The sequence below is a fragment of the Mycobacterium sp. NPDC006124 genome, assembly GCF_040614235.1.
In the GTDB taxonomy this organism is placed as follows: Bacteria; Actinomycetota; Actinomycetes; order Mycobacteriales; family Mycobacteriaceae; genus Mycobacterium.
Genome location: NZ_JBEXUA010000002.1, coordinates 281,942 through 298,315, shown reverse-complemented (window position 1 = coordinate 298,315; position 16,374 = coordinate 281,942). Strand labels below are relative to the sequence as shown.

Below are 16,374 nucleotides of genomic sequence, written 5' to 3'. Positions count from 1 at the left end.
CGCGCATGACTTCACTCTCGACGGGGAACTCGCGAGCGTGCCCTCCTATACCGCCCAAGACGGCGAATTCAACCGCGACACCAAGTACATCGAGACGCGGATCACCGCCGACGGCCGCGACGGATACCCGGTGGAGCCGGGGCGCTACCGGCTGGTGGTCGCCCGCGCGTGCCCGTGGGCCAACCGCGCGATCATCGTCCGGCGGCTGCTGGGCTTGGAAGACGTTCTCTCCATTGGCTTCTGCGGGCCGACGCACGACGAGCGCAGCTGGACCTTCGACCTCGACCCCGGCGGCGTCGACCCCGTCCTGAAGATCCCGCGGCTACGGGACGCCTACCTGGCGAGGTTCCCGGACTACGAGAAGGGCATCACCGTGCCCGCCATCGTCGACGTCCCCACCGGCGAGGTGGTCACCAACGACTTCCCGCAGATGACGCTGGACCTGTCGATGCAGTGGACCGAGTACCACCGCCGCGGCGCCCCGCAGCTGTACCCCGAGCCGTTGCGCGCCGAGATCGACGAGGTCGCACAACGCATCTACACCGAGGTGAACAACGGGGTGTACCGCTGCGGGTTCGCCGGCTCGCAGGACGCCTACGAGAAGGCCTACGACCGGCTGTTCACCGCACTCGACTGGCTGTCTGAACGTCTTGCCACGCAGCGGTTCCTGGTGGGCGACACCATCACCGAGGCCGACGTCCGGCTGTTCACCACGCTCGCCCGGTTCGACCCCGTGTACCACGGGCACTTCAAGTGCAACCGGCAGAAGCTCGCCGAGATGCCGGTGCTGTGGGCCTACGCGCGCGATCTGTTCCAGACCCCCGGCTTCGGCGACACGGTCGACTTCGTCCAGATCAAGCGGCACTACTACGTGGTGCACGAGGACATCAACCCGACCAAGGTGGTGCCCAAGGGGCCCGACCTGTCAAACTGGGCCACCCCCCACGGTCGCGAGGAACTCGGCGGCAGGCCGTTCGGCGACGGTACGGCGCCCGGCCCGACGCGCGACGGCGAGACGGTTCCCGCCGGGCACGGGGCCGGCTAGGGCCAGATCGTCGCGATCGACCACTCCGCGTGCGGCCACGGGAACTCGTTGTTCTGCGCGTCGCGGACGAGCGTCGGCAACTGCACCGCGAACCCGGTCAGCCGCCCGCGGCGGGCGTCGACCGTCGGAATGGTGACGGCGAGCGTGCTGTTGGGCCGGAACTCCGAGACGACCGGATCGCCGCCGTCGTCGTACGCGCGGATCAGCACCCAGGGCGCGCGAGCGATGGCAGGCGGCACCGACAGCTGAATGGGATTGCGCCAGCTCACCTTCAGGGTGCCGACGGTCTTCGGGACGTCGCATTCGGTGATGACGAAGACGTCGCAGTAGCGATAGGGGCCCACCCGCACGAGTTGTTCGCGCGTGTAGGCGCTGATCTCCGGGTGCTTGGGCGCGGGGGTGCGGCTGAGATGCCACACCAGGGCGCCGGTGAGCACCGAGGCCACCAGCGTGACGCAGGCGAGCACGACGGCGACGCGCTTCATTCGCGCACCGCCGACGCCGTGCCGCGGCTCTCCTGCTCGGCGAACACCGGCCGGTTGCCGCCGAGTCCGGGGATCAGGGAGTCGCCCCCGTTGCTCACCAGCGTCTGGGCCAACCCGAGGATCAGCAGGGCGGTGATCGCGGTGAACCCCACCCACAGGTCGGTGTAGATAAGCACGCCCATGGCGCCACCGGCCACCCAGGCCAATTGCAGTAGTGACTCCGAACGCCCGAACGCCGACGCCCGGGACTGCTCGGGCAGGTCGTCCTGCAGGGACGCATCGAGCGAGGCCTTCGCGATCGCGCTGGCGCCCGAGGTGACCAGCGTGGCCAGGGCCGCGACGTACAGGTTGCCGAGCACGGCCGTCGCCAGCGACATCACCGTCACTGCGGTCGCCGCCCGCACCACCAAACGGGAGGGGTTGCCGAGTTGAAGACGCGCCGCGGTGAAGTTTCCGGCGAAGTTTCCGATGCCCGCGGCGGCGCCGATGAGGCCGAGGATGCGTAGCTGCTCCCAGCCGCTGGCGTCATGGGACTTGGCGACGAAGGCGGGGTAGAGGAACAGGAAGCCGACCATCACCTTGATGGTGCAGTTGCCCCACAGTGAGGTGATGATGTTGCGGCCCAACGGTTGTCGGGTCTTGCCGGTGACGGCCGCAGGCGGCATCCGGTCGAACTGCTCGGTGGGACCGTGGTAGCTCAGCGTGGTCGGCACTTCACCCTCGGTCACCTCGACCCACTTCGGGATCCGCATCGACAGCACCGCTCCCACCACCGTGACGGCGACGATGACGTACAGCGCGCCGGGCAGCCGGAACAGGCCGAACAGGTACTCGACGCCCGCTGCGGCCGCGCCGCCGGCGATGGTGCCGCCGAGCAGGCCGAACATGGTCAGCCGCGAGTTGACCCGGACGAGGTCGATGCTCGGCGGCAACACGCGCGGGGTCACGGCGCTGCGCAGCACGCTGAAGGACTTGGACAGCACCATCATTCCGAGTGCGCAGGGGTAGAGCACCCACGGTGGGAAGCTGCCGGTGGCGGGGTCGTAGTTGGCGATGAGCACGACCGCGAGCGCGGTACGGATCGCGAACGAGGCGGCCAGCGCGACGCGGCGGCCGTGTTGCAGCCGATCGATCGCGGGACCGATCAGCGGCGCGATGACCGCGAACGGCGCGATGGTGATGACGAGGTAGAGCGCCACCTTGCTCTTGCTCTCCCCGGAAGCGGCCGCGAAGAACAGGGTGTTGGCCAGCGCCACGGCCATCGCGGAGTCCGCGGCGAAGTTGGCCATCACCGGATAGGTCAGCGCCGTGAGTCCCGACTTGTCGGCGCCGTCGGCGGTGGCCGCCTTCTGGAACAGGCCGTACATCTTCGAGCCCATCTCGCGTCCGCGGCCGGCGGCGCCGCGCGGCCGGTCCGCCGACGGACCGAGCCCGGGCTCGTAGGCGTCGCGGCCGTGCGAACGGTGGCTCTCCTCGATGGGCGGCAGCCACCTGTTGGCGCTCGACTGGCGGGGGGTGGAGGGGCTGCTCGGGTAGTTCGCCATGCCGGGATGCTCACCGCGATGACCGCCGGGTGGACGCGGCGGATGGTAGCGGGGGTCTCGCGAGTCATCCACGCCATTGATTGTTCCCCATGCACGGGGGCGCCGCCCGCAGGGCAGCCGGTGTGGCTTTGCTCCGGGGTCGTCAGGCAGTATTGACCACGATGGACAGCATGATCGAACCGGCCGAGCAGGCCGCTCAGGACCTCGAGACCGAACGGCCGGAGCCGTCGGCGGAACTCACCGCCGTGCTCATGGGCGCGGTCGACGCCGCGCGCTCGGCGATCGTCGAGTTCGAAGGCAACGAGACGGCCGTAGGCGTGGTGGGCGAGTACCTGGGTGGTGCGCTCGAGGATTCCAATGCTGCGACGCACCGATTCCTGGCCGCGATGCCCGGCTACCAGGGCTGGCAGTGGGCCGTGGTGGTCGCCGCCTCCCCGGGTGCCGATCACGCCACGATCAGCGAGGTCGTGCTGGTGCCCGGCCCGACGGCTCTGCTGGCGCCGCAGTGGGTGCCGTGGCAGGAACGCATCCAACCGGGCGACCTGAGCCCCGGTGACCTGCTGGCCACCCCCACCGACGATCCACGGCTGGTGCCGGGCTACGCGTCCTCGGGCGACGAGGAACTCGACGAGCTGGCGGCCGAGGTCGGCTTCGGCCGTCGCCAGGTGCTCAGCCAGTGGGGCCGCATCGACGCCGCCGAACGGTGGAACGACGGTGACTACGGCCCGGACTCGGCGATGGCGCGGGCCACCCGCAAGGTGTGCCGCGACTGCGCCTACTACCTACCGCTGACCGGCTCGCTCGGCACGCTGTTTGGTGTCTGCGCCAACGAGATGTCTGCCGACGGGCACGTCGTCGCCAGCGAGTACGGCTGCGGCGCGCACTCCGACACCCCGCAGCCGGCGACGATCGGGTCGCCGATGTTCGAGCCGTTCGACGACGGCGTCATCGACCTCACCCAACCGGTCGTCGAGCCCGAGCCCGCCGAGGGCTAAGCCTCTGCGGCGGCCTTGATGCGGCCCAGCGACTCGTTCATCCCCTCGACCAGCTCGCGTTCGAAGCTGGGCACGCCGCCCAGCACGGCGTTGACCAGCAAGTTCGATACCGGCTTGACGCCGTTCTCTGCGTGCCGGGTCTCGGTCAGCCGGGTTCCGGTGGCCGTCGGCTCGAGCTCGAAACTCCAGACGGTGTTGTTCTCGTTGACGCGGAACGCGAGCTTGCGCTCCGCGACGACTTCGGTGATGCGGCTGGTCGTCGGCCAGAACAGCAAGTTGCGCCGGTTGACGTTGACGGTCCTCGTGCCGGGGCGCAGCGGCCCGAGCGGCTTCATCAGCCTGCACTGAGGGCTCCACCGAGGCATCAGCCGAAGGTCGGAGACCAGCGCCCACACCTTCGCCGGTGGGGCGTCGACGTCGACCTGGGCGTGAAGCAAGGGTTGCGCCATGGGTGTTCCTCCGCGGGTCAGTCGAGGCCGCGCTGCGCTCCTCGGGCGCCGCGTCGGACGGCGTTACGTTGCCACAGGAAGATCGACGTGCCCAACACTCCCACTCCGAGGCCGGCCACGGTCACCGGGCGCCAGTCGTGCAGACCGGGCACGGTGAACGCCAGCACGGCCGCGACGAGCCAGCCGGTCGCGATCACGTAGATCACGGGCCACGGCCGCAGCAGCATCTCCGGCAGCGGCGGAGGGGCCGGCTGGGGTTCGGTGGGCGTGGCGTCCATTCCGATGAACCTAGCCGACCAACCCGGCCGACCCGTCCTCGTGATGTCGGTACTCTTTGCGTCGTGACCGACCCCGATGCCCGCCTGGCCAGCGACCTTGGGCTGGCCGTCTTGCGGTTGGCCCGGCAGTTGCGGTTCCGTCGCCCAGACTCCCCGGTCTCGTTGTCCCAGCTCTCGGCGCTGTCCACGCTGGCCAAGGAGGGCCCCATCACCCCGGGTGCGCTGGCCATCCGCGAGCGGGTGCGCCCGCCGTCGATGACGCGGGTGATCGCCTCGCTCGCCGAACTCGGTTTCGTCGACCGCGTCGCCCATCCCGACGACGGGCGCCAGGTGTTGGTGTCGGCGTCGGCCGCGGGTCGGGAGCTGCTCGACGTCGAGCGCCGCGCCAGCCAGGAGTGGCTGCAGCAGCGGTTGAATGAACTGCAGCCCGAAGAACGCAAGACCCTGCTGGCCGCGGCCGACCTGATGTTGGCGATCGTGGACGACGGCGGCGCTTGAGCGAGCCCAACGTCGTGGCGGTCGACGATCCCGCCGATCCCCGGCTCGACGACTTCCGCGATCTCAACAGCATCGACCGCAGACCCGACCTGCCCAGCGGCAAGGGTCTGGTGATCGCCGAGGGCGTGCTGGTGGTGCAGCGCATGCTGGCCTCGCGCTTTACGCCGCGGGCGTTCCTGGGCACCGAACGCAGGCTGACCGAACTCGCCGACGACCTCGTCGTGTCCGACGCCCCCTTCTACCTGGCCACCGCCGACGTGATGGCCGAGGTGGTGGGCTTTCACCTCAACCGCGGCGTGTTGGCGGCGGCGCCACGTCCGGCCGAGCTGTCGATACCGCAGGTGCTCGACGGGGCACGGACCATCGCGGTGCTCGAAGGCGTCAACGACCACGAGAATCTCGGCTCGGTGTTCCGCAACGCCGCCGGTCTGGGCGTGGACGCGGTGGTCTTCGGTCTCGGCTGCGCCGACCCGCTGTACCGAAGGGCGGTGCGGGTGTCGATGGGTCACGCGCTGCTGGTGCCCTACGCCTGGTCCGGTGACTGGCCCCGCGAGTTGGACACGTTGCGCGACAACGGTTTCCGGGTGCTGGCGATGACGCCGAACCCGGCCTCCCACACGCTGGCCGAGGCGATGCCGACGCTGCAGGACGCGAAGGTGGCGATCCTCGTGGGCGCCGAAGGGCCCGGTCTGCACGAGCGGACGATGCGGGCCAGCGACGTCCGGGTGCGGATCCCGATGGCTCGGGGAACGGACTCTCTGAACGTCGCCACCGCTGCGGCGATGGCCTTCTACGAGCGAGCTAGGCTCGCCCCATGAGCGAGGATGCGACGACGCCGTGGGGGACCGGCCTCACCGTGGCCGCGTTCGTCGCGGCCGTGACGGCAGGCGCGATCGTGGTGCTCAGCCTGGGGCTGACCCGGGTGCAGCCGATACTTGCGGTCGGACTCAACCTGGTCGCCGTCGGCGGACTCGCCCCGACGGTGTGGGGTTGGCGACGCCGCCCGGTGTGGCGGTGGTTCGTGCTCGGCAGTGCCGTCGGAGTGGTCGCCGGGTGGCTGGCCCTGCTGGGCATGGCGATCCAGGCGACGATCGCCTAGCTCAGGGCTGGTTGGCCGACCGGACGCCCAGCAGGACGTCCTCCCAGCCGGGCACCTCCGGGCGGCGCTTGCGCGTGCGTGGCTTCGCCGGGGCGGCGGCCTTGGCGGGCTCCTGGGCTGGTGCGGGCGCCGGCTCGGGTGTGGGCTCGGGCAGCGAGAGGTCGAGCGTCGGGACGGGTGCCACCGAGCGCAGCGCCGGACGGTCGTAGTGGGGGTCGATGAGTTCGGCCGCGGCGTCGTCGAACGCGGTGGCCGTGCCGCCGTGCGCGCCGGGGGTGAAGCGGAAGTGGGCGGCGTTGTCCGAACGTCCCGCCTTCCACGTCAGCTGAACCGTCCAGCGGCCGTCCTCGTTGCGCCACGCGTCCCAGGCGGTGGCATCCGGATCGAGCCCGCGGGCGACGAGCGCCGTGGTGACCGTCTCCAACAGCGTCAGCACCGCGGGGCCGTCGGCGAGCACCGGGTGGGCCGCCGTCGCGAGCTCGGCGGCGCGGGAGCGTTCCAGCAGCACGGGGTGGGCGAACCGTTCGACCCGGGCGACGTCGTCACCGGCCGCTCCGGCCACCTGTTCGACGGACGCCCCGGCGCGGATCCTGGACTGAATCTCCTTGGGCGTCAGCACGTTCGATACCTCGGAATCGGCTTGAGGGGGTAAGGCGTCGCCATTGAGGGCGGCTCGAAGGCGATCGTCGGGGCGAAGGACGAACTTCTCGGAGCCCTCGGCCGTCTCGCAGACGATGCGCGTGCCGCCCCGACCGTCGCTGAAGTCGAGTCCGACGACCTTTAGTTCTCGCATGTGCGACCTCCCGGGCAGCTCAGCGGTCACCCTACTTCGTTATCGCCCCGTAACCGCGCTGACACGCTCGGCTCGGCTAGAGGCGCTCGACGACCCAGTCGACGCAGGCGGTCAGGGCGCTCACGTCGTCGGGGTCGACGGCCGGGAACATCGCGACGCGCAGCTGGTTGCGGCCCAATTTGCGATATGGCTCGGTGTCCACGACGCCGTTGGCCCGCAGCACCTTGGCCACGGCGGCGGCGTCGACCTCGTCGGTGAAGTCGACCGTGCCGACGACCTGCGACCGCAGGGCCGGGTCCGCGACGAACGGCGTGGTGTACGGGGTGGACTCGGCCCACGCGTACAGCCGGCCCGAGGAGTCGGCGGTGCGGGCGACGGCCCAGTCCAGGCCGCCGTTGCCGTTGAGCCAGTCGAGCTGGTTTGCCATCAGCACCAGCGTGCCGATCGCGGGGGTGTTGTACGTCTGGTTCTTAAAGCTGTTGTCCACGGCGATCGGCAGCGAGAGGAAGTCCGGCACCCAGCGACCCGACGCCGCGATCTTCTCGACGCGCGCCAGCGCGGCGGGGCTCATGATCGCCAACCACAGACCACCGTCGGAGGCGAAGTTCTTCTGGGGGGCGAAGTAGTAGGCGTCGGTGTCGGCGACGTCGACGGGCAGACCGCCGGCCGCCGACGTGGCGTCGATGACGACCAGTGCGTCACCGGCGGGCCGCCGGACCGGTACGGCGACGCCGGTCGAGGTCTCGTTGTGGGCCCAGGCGACGACGTCGACGCTGGGGTCCGACTGCGGTTCGGGGGCGCTCCCCGGGTCCGCCTTGACGACGATGGGGTCGCCCACGAACGGGTTGGCCGCGACGGCCGAGGCGAACTTGGCGCTGAACTCGCCGAACGTCAGGTGCAGCGAGCGCTGGTCGATGAGGCCGAACGCGGCGGCGTCCCAGAAGGCCGTCGACCCGCCGTTTCCGAGGATGACCTCGTAGCCGTCCGGTACCGAGAACAGCTGCCGGACGCCGTCGCGGACCCGGCCGACCAAGTCCTTCACCGGCGCCTGTCGGTGGGACGTGCCGAAGAGGTGGCTGGCGGCGGTCAATGCCTGCAGTTGCTCGGGCCGCACCTTCGACGGGCCGGAGCCGAAGCGTCCGTCCTTGGGCTTGAGGTCGGCGGGAATCACGAGGTCGGCCATGCAGGCCAGCCTAGTGAGGGCGGTCCGCTGGTCGTCCGTCAGGAGCCGCGGACTGGTGCGCGCGGGTCGCGGGAGAGATCTGCGTCACATGTGACCGAAGTAACCCGTTCAGCCCACAGTCAGGAAAATGGCCTGTTCAATTCGTGGGACCTTCGGTACCGTCTTGGACACCGGGATGACGAATGTAAACCTCATAGGAGGCTTCGAATGGCTACCAAGACCGCTCGCACGCGCATCATCCGCCGCTGGCGCAAGAACATGGACGTACTCGACGACACCTCGTACGCGGACACGCTGCGGACTTTGTCGGAGGGATCCGTGCGTCGCAACTTCAACCCCTACACCGACATCGACTGGGACACCCCGGAGTTTGCCGTCACCGAGGGCGATGAGCGCTGGATCCTGCCGGCCACCGACCCCATCGGCAAGCACCCCTGGTATCAGTCGCAGTCCAAGGAACGCCAGATCGAGATCGGCATGTGGCGTCAGGCCAACGTCGCGAAGGTCGGCCTGCACTTCGAGTCGATCCTCATCCGCGGCCTGATGGAGTACGCGTTCTGGACGCCGAACAACTCACCCGAGTACCGGTACTGCCTGCACGAGGCGGTCGAGGAGTGCAACCACACCCTGATGTTCCAGGAGATGGTCAACCGCATCGGCGCCGACGTCCCCGGCATGCCGAAGATGCTCAAGTGGGTCCAGCCCGTCATCCCGCTGGTCGCCGGACCGCTGCCCATCCCGTTCTGGTTCGGCATCCTCGCCGGCGAGGAGCCCATCGACCACACTCAGAAGAGCGTCCTTCGCGAGGGCAAGGCCCTGCACCCGATCATGGAACGCGTGATGGCCATCCACGTCGCCGAGGAGGCGCGGCACATCTCGTTCGCGCACGAGTACCTCCGCAAGCGGGTGCCGAATCTTCCTCGCGCCAAGCGCTTCTGGCTCTCGCTGTACGTGCCGGTCGTGATGCGCGTGCTGTGCTCGGCGATCATCGTGCCGCCGCGCGCCTTCTGGAAGGAATTCGACATTCCGCGTTCGGTGCGCAAGGAGATCTTCTTCAAGTCTCCCGAATCGCGAAAGATGTTGCGCGACATGTTCGGCGACGTCCGGATGCTGTGCAAGGAGACCGGCTTGATGAACCCGTTCGCGAAGCTGATCTGGCGCATCTGCCGCATCGACGGCGACGCCAGCCGCTACCGCAGCGAGCCGCAGCGTCAGCATCTGGTCTCCGTCGCGTAGCCGCTCGTGCCCCATGTGATCACCCAGTCGTGCTGTAGCGACGGGTCCTGCGTCTACGCCTGTCCGGTCAACTGCATCCATCCGTCGCCCGACGAACCGGGCTTCGCGACGGCCGAGATGCTTCACATCGACCCGGTCGCGTGCGTCGACTGCGGCGCGTGCGTCTCGGCGTGCCCGGTGGGCGCCATCCTGCCCGACACCAAGCTCGACGACGGTCAGCAGATATTCGTCGAACTCAACGCGGCGTTCTACCCGAAGCGTGAGGGCAAGCTGCCTCCGACGTCGAAGCTGGCGCCGGTGGCCGAGGCCCCGGTCGTCCGCCCGCGGGCCGGCGGGCCCCTCACCGTCGCCATCGTCGGCTCTGGCCCCGCCGCGATGTATGCCGCCGACGAACTGCTGACCCAGCAGGGCGTGCGGGTCAACGTATTCGAGAAGTTGCCCACGCCATACGGTTTGGTGCGCTCGGGTGTGGCGCCCGACCATCAGACCACCAAGCGCGTCACCGCCCTCTTCGACCGCATCGCGCGGCAGCGCGGCTTCACCTTCTACCTCAACGTGGAGGTGGGGCGTCATCTGTCCCTGGCCGAACTCGCCGAGCATCACCACGCCGTGCTGTACGCCGTCGGCGCCCCGACCGATCGTCGCCTCGACGTCGAGGGCATGGACCTGCCGGGCACCAACACCGCCACGGAGATGGTGGCCTGGATCAACGGTCATCCCGACTACGTCGACCTGCCGGTGGACCTGAGCGCCGAATGCGTCGTGGTGGTCGGCAACGGCAACGTCGCCCTCGACGTGGCGCGGATCCTCACCACCGATCCCGACGCGCTGGCCCGCACCGACGTCTCCGACCACGCCCTCGCCGCGTTGCGCGACTCACGGGTGCGCGAGGTCGTGGTGGCCGCGCGACGTGGCCCGGCCGCGTCGGCGTTCACGCTGCCGGAGCTGATCGGGTTGACCAACACCCATGACGTGGTGCTGTCGGCCGAGGACCACGACCTTGTTCGTCGAGACCTGTCGACCGAGACCGACCCGCTGACCCTTGGCAAGCTCGAACTGCTGGCCAAGCTGGGGGACGCGTCGGCGCCGATCGGCCGTCCCCGCATCCGGCTGGCATATGGCCTGACCCCGCTGCGAGTGCTGGGCCAGGACCGGGTCGAGGGCCTCGCCTTCACCGTCACCGGCACCGACGAGGTGCGCGAGCTCGCGGCGGCCATGGTGCTGACGTCGATTGGCTACCGCGGCAAGCCCATTCGCGACCTGCCGTTCGACGATGACGCCGCGGTCGTGCCGAACGACGGTGGCCGCGTCGCCGGGGCATCCGGTGTGTACGTGGCCGGCTGGATCAAGCGTGGCCCGACGGGCTTCATCGGCACCAACAAGTCCTGCGCGGCGGAGACGGTGCACAACCTCGTCGCGGACTACGACGCGGGACTCCTGACCGATCCCGCCGCTCGGCCCGCGGCGCTGGAGAAGTTGATCCGCGACCGGCAGCCGGACCTGGTGAACGCGGCGGGCTGGCGGGCGATCGACCGCGCCGAGATCGCGCGCGGCGGCCCGGACCGTCCGCGGGACAAGTTCACCGCGGTCCCCGACATGCTGGCCGCCGCGGCCACGGCGCCCACCCCGTCGTTGGGTCGGCGTCTCCTGTCGGGGCTGCGGCTGTAGGTCGTACGACCCGACCATTTTCCCAAAACGGGCGCAGGCGTCCCATCGCGGGCGTAAGCCCATTGCATGACAGCTGGGGCGTTCGTCGGTCGGGTCGGGGAGTTGGCGGTCGCGCTCGGCGTCGGTGCCGCGGTGTGCACCGGGACGGCGGTGTTCGCGAGTGCGGGGACGGCCTGGGCTGATTCGCCCTCGGAATCATCGGATTTTGCGCCGGCCTCCGCGTCGTCGCCGTCGGACTCGGGTGACGCCGAGACTCCGAGCCCGACGACGAACTCCTCGCCCAACGCCGCGACGCCGTCCGCCGTGACGGACGCCCCGACGTCGACGGTGAGCGCGTCGACCGTGACCGTCCGTGCGGACGACACCGAGACCGACACCGACACCGACGTCGCCGACGAGTCCAATGCCGAGGACGAACCGGCGGCCACGCCCAAGACCAAGAAGTCGCCGGCGGCGGTCGCCGAGCCCAGCTCGACACCGCGGAGCAAACTCAGCGCCGACGAGGTGCAGACGGCCGCGTCAGCCGCGTCGGTCACCGATGTGACCGGGGTGACCGACGAACCGGTCGCGACGACCCAGCGGTCCGCGGCCGTGACGACGGCGGCGACGGTGGCGGCGCAGCGTTCACCGGAGCCCGTCGTACCGTCGCTGCGGCCGTGGCCCACCGCGTTCGACCCGATCACGGCGGTCACCTACGTCACCGGTCTGGTGTCCAGCGTCGTCAACGCCCTGCTCAGCCCGTTCGCCGCGGGTGCCCCGGCCCTGCCGTCGGATCCGTCGCCGTGGGCGCTGCTGGCGTGGGTCCGCCGCGAGCTGTTCGACTCCTCGCCCACGGTCACCACCCGGCCGCAGACGCAGAGCCTCGGCCTCGACGGCGACGTCGTCGTCCGGGGCAACGTGGGTGCCGCCGACGCCGACGGCGACGCGCTGAGCTACACCCTCGTCGGTCGGCCGCTCAACGGTGGCACCGTGTCCGTCGACGCGAACGGCGACTTCACCTACCGACCCATGAACGCGATGGCGGCCGTCGGCGGGACTGACCAGTTCACCGTCGTCGTCAGCGACGAGGCCGCGGGCTTCCACCTCCACGGACCGATGGGGCTGTTGCAGTTCGTGCCGATCCTCGGCAGCTTCCTCGATCCTGGTGCGGGGCATCGGGTTGCTACGACCGTCACCGTCACCGTCACCCCGGTCGACGGTGTCGACCTGTCGCTGCCCGCTGGGGTGTCGCCCATGCCGGGTTCCAGGCCGAGGGAGGGCCGGGTTCGCCGGTCGACCCCAACTCCGACTGGTACCGGTGGGTGCACGATCCGCTCAACCAGTTCCTCGGCCTCACCCACGGCGTGCCCGAGAACGGTCCCGGGACCTACGTCTCCTACGACACCGATGCCGCGCTGGCGCGCGACGACCTGGGGATGAACACGTTCCGGATGGGCATCGAGTGGAGTCGGATCTTCCCCACTTCGACTGCGGTGGTCAACGTCTCGGATGAGGGCGGCACCGTCAGCCTGGCCGACCTGCAGGCCCTGGATCAGCTGGCCAACCAGGACGAGGTGGCGCACTACCGAGCGGTGTTCGCGTCTCTGCGCGCCCACGGCCTCGAGCCGTTGGTCACGGTCAACCACTTCACGTTGCCGTCGTGGGTCGACGATCCGGTCACGGCGCGACCGCTGATCCAGCTCGGCCTGCCCGCACCGGACGCCGGGTGGCTGACTCCCACCACGCCGGCCGAGTTCGAGAAGTTCGCCGCCTACGTCGCGTGGAAGTACGGCGACCAGGTGGACGACTGGGCCACCCTCAACGAGCCGTTCTCGCCGGTGCTCACCCAGTTCCTCGCCATCCCCGGCCTCGTACCCGCGTGGCCGCCCGGCGTCATCCGACCCGACCTCGCATCGACGTTCCTGGTCAACGAGGCCAGGGGACACGTGGCCGCCTACGATGCGATTCACATGTGGGACAACACCTCTGCAACCGTTCAAAAAGCGGCGGCCTTCGTCGGCTTCACCAACAACATGATCCCGGCGCGACCGGCGAATCCGGTCAACCCGCTCGACGTGCAGGCCGCCGACGCCTGGAACGCCTTCTACGACGGATGGTTCCCCAACGCCGTGGTCGACGGCTGGGTCGACGCCAACTTCGACGGCGTCAAGACCGCCGACGAAGTGCATCCCGAGTTCACGAACAAGGCCGACTGGATCGGCGTCCAGTACTACGGTTCCCAACCGATGCAGGGTTTCGGCGTCGCGCCCATCCCTGGGTTCCCGTTCCTTCGCGGCCTGCCGGTGCGCTGCACGCCGTCGCCAACGTGCAGCGACTTCAACCAGCCGACCGATCCCGGCGGCTTCCGGGAGGTGCTCGAGTTCGCGGCCGCATACGGAAAGCCGTTGTGGGTGACCGAGAATGGCATCGCCGACGCAGGTGACTCCAAGCGCCCGCCCTACATCGTCAACCACATCGCGGTCGTGCAGGACATGGTCGCCCACGACACGCCGATCCTCGGCTATACGTACTGGTCGTTCGTCGACAACCTCGAGTGGGCCGAGGGCTACGGCCTGCAGTTCGGGCTGTATGGCTCCGACCCCACCACCGATGAACTCGAACGCACCCCGAAGCCGGCGAGCATCTCGGCGATCAGCCAGATCACCAAGGCCAACGCTCTTCCCACCGCCCTGTTGGCGGCTTACCTGTTCGGTTCGGGGGGCCGGTAGAAGGCCGGATGAAGCGGGTGCGCCCTCGGCGGGCTGCACCAGATCCGGGAGCCGGCGACGGGAAGGTCAGCCGCCCATGGCCGCGGCGATCTCCTCGTTGGTGACCTCGCGCATGGGCTGTCCGAGTGACCACACGTGCCCGAACGGATCGCGGATGACCCCGTATCGGTCGCCCCAGAACATGTCCTCGAGGGGAGTGACGACGGTGCCACCGGCGTCCACGGCCCGCCGGAACTGAGACTCGACGTCGGTCACGGTGAGGTGGATCGTCACCGGAGTACCGCCAAGTGACTTGGGGGTCATGGACTTTCCGCCGCAGGCCTCGGGGAAGTCGTCGTTGAGCATCACGATCGAACCGTTGATCCGCAGCGCGGCATTCACGATCTTGCCGTCCGGTCGGGGCACTCGCCCGAGCTCCTCGGCCCCGAACGCCGCCACGTAGAAGTCGATTGCCGCAGCGGCGTCGTCGACGACCAGGTACGGGGAGACGGCCGGTTGTACTTCGATTGCCATGGTGGTTCCTCTCGACGTGGGTGGGTCACTACTACCGACCAGCCGTCGCCCCATTTCTCATCAGAGGGGAGGCGGGGTGGGACACGTGCCCCGGCTACACTACGGAGAACGAGGGGGGCAGGTGGTCGCGCCCGGTCAAGGCCAGCAGCACCGGCGTGGCGGTGCCGAGGCGCACGCTGATCCGGGCCGCCAGTTCGGTCGCCTCGGCGAGCACGTCCTCGGGCAGGACGAAGTCCAGCCCGGCGGCCCTGGCGACGTCGAGGCCGTGCACCGCGAGCTCGAAGACCCGCGTCGGCAGATAGTCGGTCAGTCGAATGCCCAGGCCGCCTATCACCGTGATGAGCGGATCCTCCACGTGCTCCACGTCGGCGAGCGCGCGTTCGACGAGGGCGTCGACCGCGGCGGCCGGGTTCTCGCCGAGTTCGCGACCAGCCTGGCGGCCTCGTTCGACGATCGCCGACGGGTCTGCGGTCGCGAGGTGGTCGCGCACCATCGCGTAGTAGTCGGCGGCGCTCGTCACGTCCACCCGCTCGGCGGGTACCCGAAGGTAGGCGCTGACGGTGATCATCGACCGCGACGCATGGCCGACCAACGCCCGCAGGTCCCACTCCCCGAGACCCGGCCCCTCCCAGGCGGATTCGGGGATCTGGTGGACCAGCGCGGCGAAGGCCGTTGCCGCGGAACGGAAGGCCGTTTTCACGACGTCGTGATGGAGTCCCAGCCCTCGACCGATTCGGGGCTTCGCGGCGGCGGGCCAACGTAGATCGCGGCCGGGCGCACCAGTTTGCCGAGTCGCTTCTGCTCCATGATGTGTGCGCACCACCCGGCGGTACGCCCGCACGTGAACATCGCGGGCATCATCGTCGGGGGCATCCCCGCGAAGTCGAGTATGACCGCCGCCCAGAACTCGACGTTGGTCTCGATGGCGCGGTCCGGGCGGCGCTCGCGCAGTTCGGCGAGGGCGGCCTGCTCGAGTGCGCTGGCCACCTCGAAGCGCGGTGCCTGCAGTCGTTCGGCGGTCGCGCGCAGTACGCGGGCCCGCGGATCCTCGGCGCGGTACACGCGGTGCCCGAAGCCCATCAACTTCTCGTTGCCGTCCAGGATCGCCTTGACCACGGCGCGGGCGTCGCCGGAACGCTCGACCTCCTCGATCATCGGCAGCACTCGTGCCGGTGCGCCGCCGTGCAGCGGTCCGCTCATCGCACCAACCGCGCCCGACAGCGCCGCCGCGACGTCGGCGCCGGTCGACGCGATCACCCGCGCGGTGAAGGTGGACGCGTTCATGCCGTGTTCGGCGGCGGTGACCCAGTAGGCGTCGATGGCCTCGACGTGCCGGGGATCGGGATCACCCTTCCAGCGGGTCATGAAACGTTCTGTCACGGTGGAACACTCGTCGATGGTCCGCTGCCCGACCGCGGGGCGATGGATGCCGCGGGCCGACTGCGCGACGTAGGACAGCGCCATCACCGAGGCGCGGGCCAACTGGTTGCGGGCGGTCTCCTCGTCGATGTCCAGCAGCGGCTGATAGCCCCAGATCGGTGCGAGCATCGCCAGTCCGGCCTGCACGTCGACCCTGACGTCCCCGGTGTGGATGGGCAGCGGGAACGGCTCGGCCGGCGTCAGGCCGCGACCGAACGAGCCGTCGACCAGCAGTGACCACACGTCGCCGAAGGTGACGCGCTTGGCCACCAGATCCTCGACGTCGACGCCGCGGTAGCGCAGCGCGCCCCCGTCCTTGTCGGGCTCGGCGATCTGCGTGGTGAAGGCGACGACGCCTTCGAGGCCTTCTACGAAACCGTCGGGAATGTTGGACGCGTCGGTCATGAGCAGATTCTCGCACCACGGCCACCGACGGTTGCTGCCGGTTGGTAACCAGGTGC

The 16,374-nt window shown here is 69.6% G+C and carries 16 protein-coding genes and 2 pseudogenes; 9 read left to right on the top strand and 9 right to left on the bottom strand.

All coding sequences use genetic code 11. The annotated features are described in order from the left end of the window. The first annotated feature begins 37 nt into the window (after positions 1 to 37). Positions 38 to 1,045, top strand: a complete 1,008-nt coding sequence (locus tag ABZ195_RS05155; protein ID WP_355216075.1) for a glutathione S-transferase C-terminal domain-containing protein — start codon at positions 38 to 40, stop codon at positions 1,043 to 1,045. Here ABZ195_RS05155 and ABZ195_RS05150 read toward each other — a convergent pair. Next, positions 1,042 to 1,530 carry a DUF2771 domain-containing protein gene (locus ABZ195_RS05150; RefSeq protein ID WP_355215491.1) on the bottom strand — a complete coding sequence of 163 codons (489 nt, stop codon included), beginning with the start codon at positions 1,528 to 1,530 and terminating at the stop codon, positions 1,042 to 1,044. The genes ABZ195_RS05155 and ABZ195_RS05150 overlap by 4 nt on opposite strands. After that, positions 1,527 to 3,074, bottom strand: a complete 1,548-nt coding sequence (locus ABZ195_RS05145) for an MFS transporter (RefSeq protein ID WP_355216074.1) — start codon at positions 3,072 to 3,074, stop codon at positions 1,527 to 1,529. The genes ABZ195_RS05150 and ABZ195_RS05145 overlap by 4 nt, the downstream gene beginning before the upstream one ends. Positions 3,075 to 3,235: 161 nt before the next feature. Here ABZ195_RS05145 and ABZ195_RS05140 point away from each other — a divergent pair, with 161 nt between their 5' ends. Beyond that, on the top strand, positions 3,236 to 4,069 hold the full coding sequence (locus tag ABZ195_RS05140) for a DUF3027 domain-containing protein (protein ID WP_355215489.1): 834 nt from the start codon (positions 3,236 to 3,238) through the stop codon (positions 4,067 to 4,069). Here ABZ195_RS05140 and ABZ195_RS05135 read toward each other — a convergent pair. Beyond that, the gene (locus ABZ195_RS05135; RefSeq protein ID WP_355215487.1) at positions 4,066 to 4,518 is read right to left on the bottom strand and encodes an SRPBCC family protein; all 453 of its coding nucleotides are present in this window, start codon (positions 4,516 to 4,518) and stop codon (positions 4,066 to 4,068) included. The genes ABZ195_RS05140 and ABZ195_RS05135 overlap by 4 nt on opposite strands. 17 nt (positions 4,519 to 4,535) lie before the next feature. Continuing rightward, a complete protein-coding gene (locus ABZ195_RS05130) occupies positions 4,536 to 4,796 on the bottom strand; it encodes a DUF2530 domain-containing protein (RefSeq protein WP_355215485.1) in 261 nt (86 codons plus the stop codon). 63 nt (positions 4,797 to 4,859) lie between these two features. On the opposite strand from ABZ195_RS05130, the gene ABZ195_RS05125 reads away from it, so the two are divergent. The 3 genes from ABZ195_RS05125 to ABZ195_RS05115 are packed head-to-tail and all read left to right on the top strand — an operon-like array spanning position 4,860 to position 6,393. Next, complete coding sequence (locus ABZ195_RS05125) at positions 4,860 to 5,294, top strand: MarR family transcriptional regulator (protein ID WP_355215483.1); 435 nt, start codon at positions 4,860 to 4,862, stop codon at positions 5,292 to 5,294. Next, a complete protein-coding gene (locus tag ABZ195_RS05120) occupies positions 5,291 to 6,112 on the top strand; it encodes an RNA methyltransferase (RefSeq protein ID WP_355215481.1) in 822 nt (273 codons plus the stop codon). Before ABZ195_RS05125 ends, ABZ195_RS05120 begins: the two co-directional genes overlap by 4 nt. After that, positions 6,109 to 6,393 carry a DUF2537 domain-containing protein gene (locus ABZ195_RS05115; protein WP_355215479.1) on the top strand — a complete coding sequence of 95 codons (285 nt, stop codon included), beginning with the start codon at positions 6,109 to 6,111 and terminating at the stop codon, positions 6,391 to 6,393. Before ABZ195_RS05120 ends, ABZ195_RS05115 begins: the two co-directional genes overlap by 4 nt. 1 nt (position 6,394) lies before the next feature. On the opposite strand, the gene sepH is transcribed toward ABZ195_RS05115, so the two are convergent. Together sepH and serC are read right to left on the bottom strand one after the other, a co-directional pair. Continuing rightward, on the bottom strand, positions 6,395 to 7,186 hold the full coding sequence (sepH, locus tag ABZ195_RS05110) for a septation protein SepH (protein ID WP_355215477.1): 792 nt from the start codon (positions 7,184 to 7,186) through the stop codon (positions 6,395 to 6,397). Positions 7,187 to 7,262: 76 nt separating this feature from the next. Further along, on the bottom strand, positions 7,263 to 8,369 hold the full coding sequence (serC, locus tag ABZ195_RS05105; RefSeq protein WP_355215476.1) for a phosphoserine transaminase: 1,107 nt from the start codon (positions 8,367 to 8,369) through the stop codon (positions 7,263 to 7,265). Between the two features lie 207 nt (positions 8,370 to 8,576). Between serC and ABZ195_RS05100 the strand changes: the two genes are divergently transcribed. From ABZ195_RS05100 to ABZ195_RS05085, 4 genes and pseudogenes are all read left to right on the top strand, one after another. After that, positions 8,577 to 9,605, top strand: coding sequence for a diiron oxygenase (locus ABZ195_RS05100; RefSeq protein ID WP_355215475.1), 1,029 nt, complete (start codon positions 8,577 to 8,579; stop codon positions 9,603 to 9,605). 6 nt (positions 9,606 to 9,611) lie between these two features. Then, entirely contained in the window at positions 9,612 to 11,273 is a 1,662-nt protein-coding gene (locus tag ABZ195_RS05095) for an FAD-dependent oxidoreductase (protein WP_355215473.1), read from the top strand. A gap of 66 nt (positions 11,274 to 11,339) precedes the next feature. Further along, a pseudogene (locus tag ABZ195_RS05090) lies at positions 11,340 to 12,215 on the top strand (glycoside hydrolase family 1 protein); the annotation flags it as partial. A gap of 338 nt (positions 12,216 to 12,553) precedes the next feature. Continuing rightward, positions 12,554 to 13,981: pseudogene (locus ABZ195_RS05085) on the top strand (family 1 glycosylhydrolase); the annotation flags it as partial. Between the two features lie 66 nt (positions 13,982 to 14,047). On the opposite strand, the gene ABZ195_RS05080 reads toward ABZ195_RS05085, so the two are convergent. The 3 genes from ABZ195_RS05080 to ABZ195_RS05070 form a co-directional block, all read right to left on the bottom strand. Then, the gene (locus ABZ195_RS05080; RefSeq protein WP_355215471.1) at positions 14,048 to 14,494 is read right to left on the bottom strand and encodes a VOC family protein; all 447 of its coding nucleotides are present in this window, start codon (positions 14,492 to 14,494) and stop codon (positions 14,048 to 14,050) included. A gap of 94 nt (positions 14,495 to 14,588) precedes the next feature. Further along, entirely contained in the window at positions 14,589 to 15,194 is a 606-nt protein-coding gene (locus ABZ195_RS05075) for a maleylpyruvate isomerase N-terminal domain-containing protein (protein ID WP_355215469.1), read from the bottom strand. Further along, a complete protein-coding gene (locus tag ABZ195_RS05070) occupies positions 15,191 to 16,318 on the bottom strand; it encodes a citrate synthase 2 (protein WP_355215467.1) in 1,128 nt (375 codons plus the stop codon). The genes ABZ195_RS05075 and ABZ195_RS05070 overlap by 4 nt, the downstream gene beginning before the upstream one ends. Positions 16,319 to 16,374 lie beyond the last annotated feature (56 nt).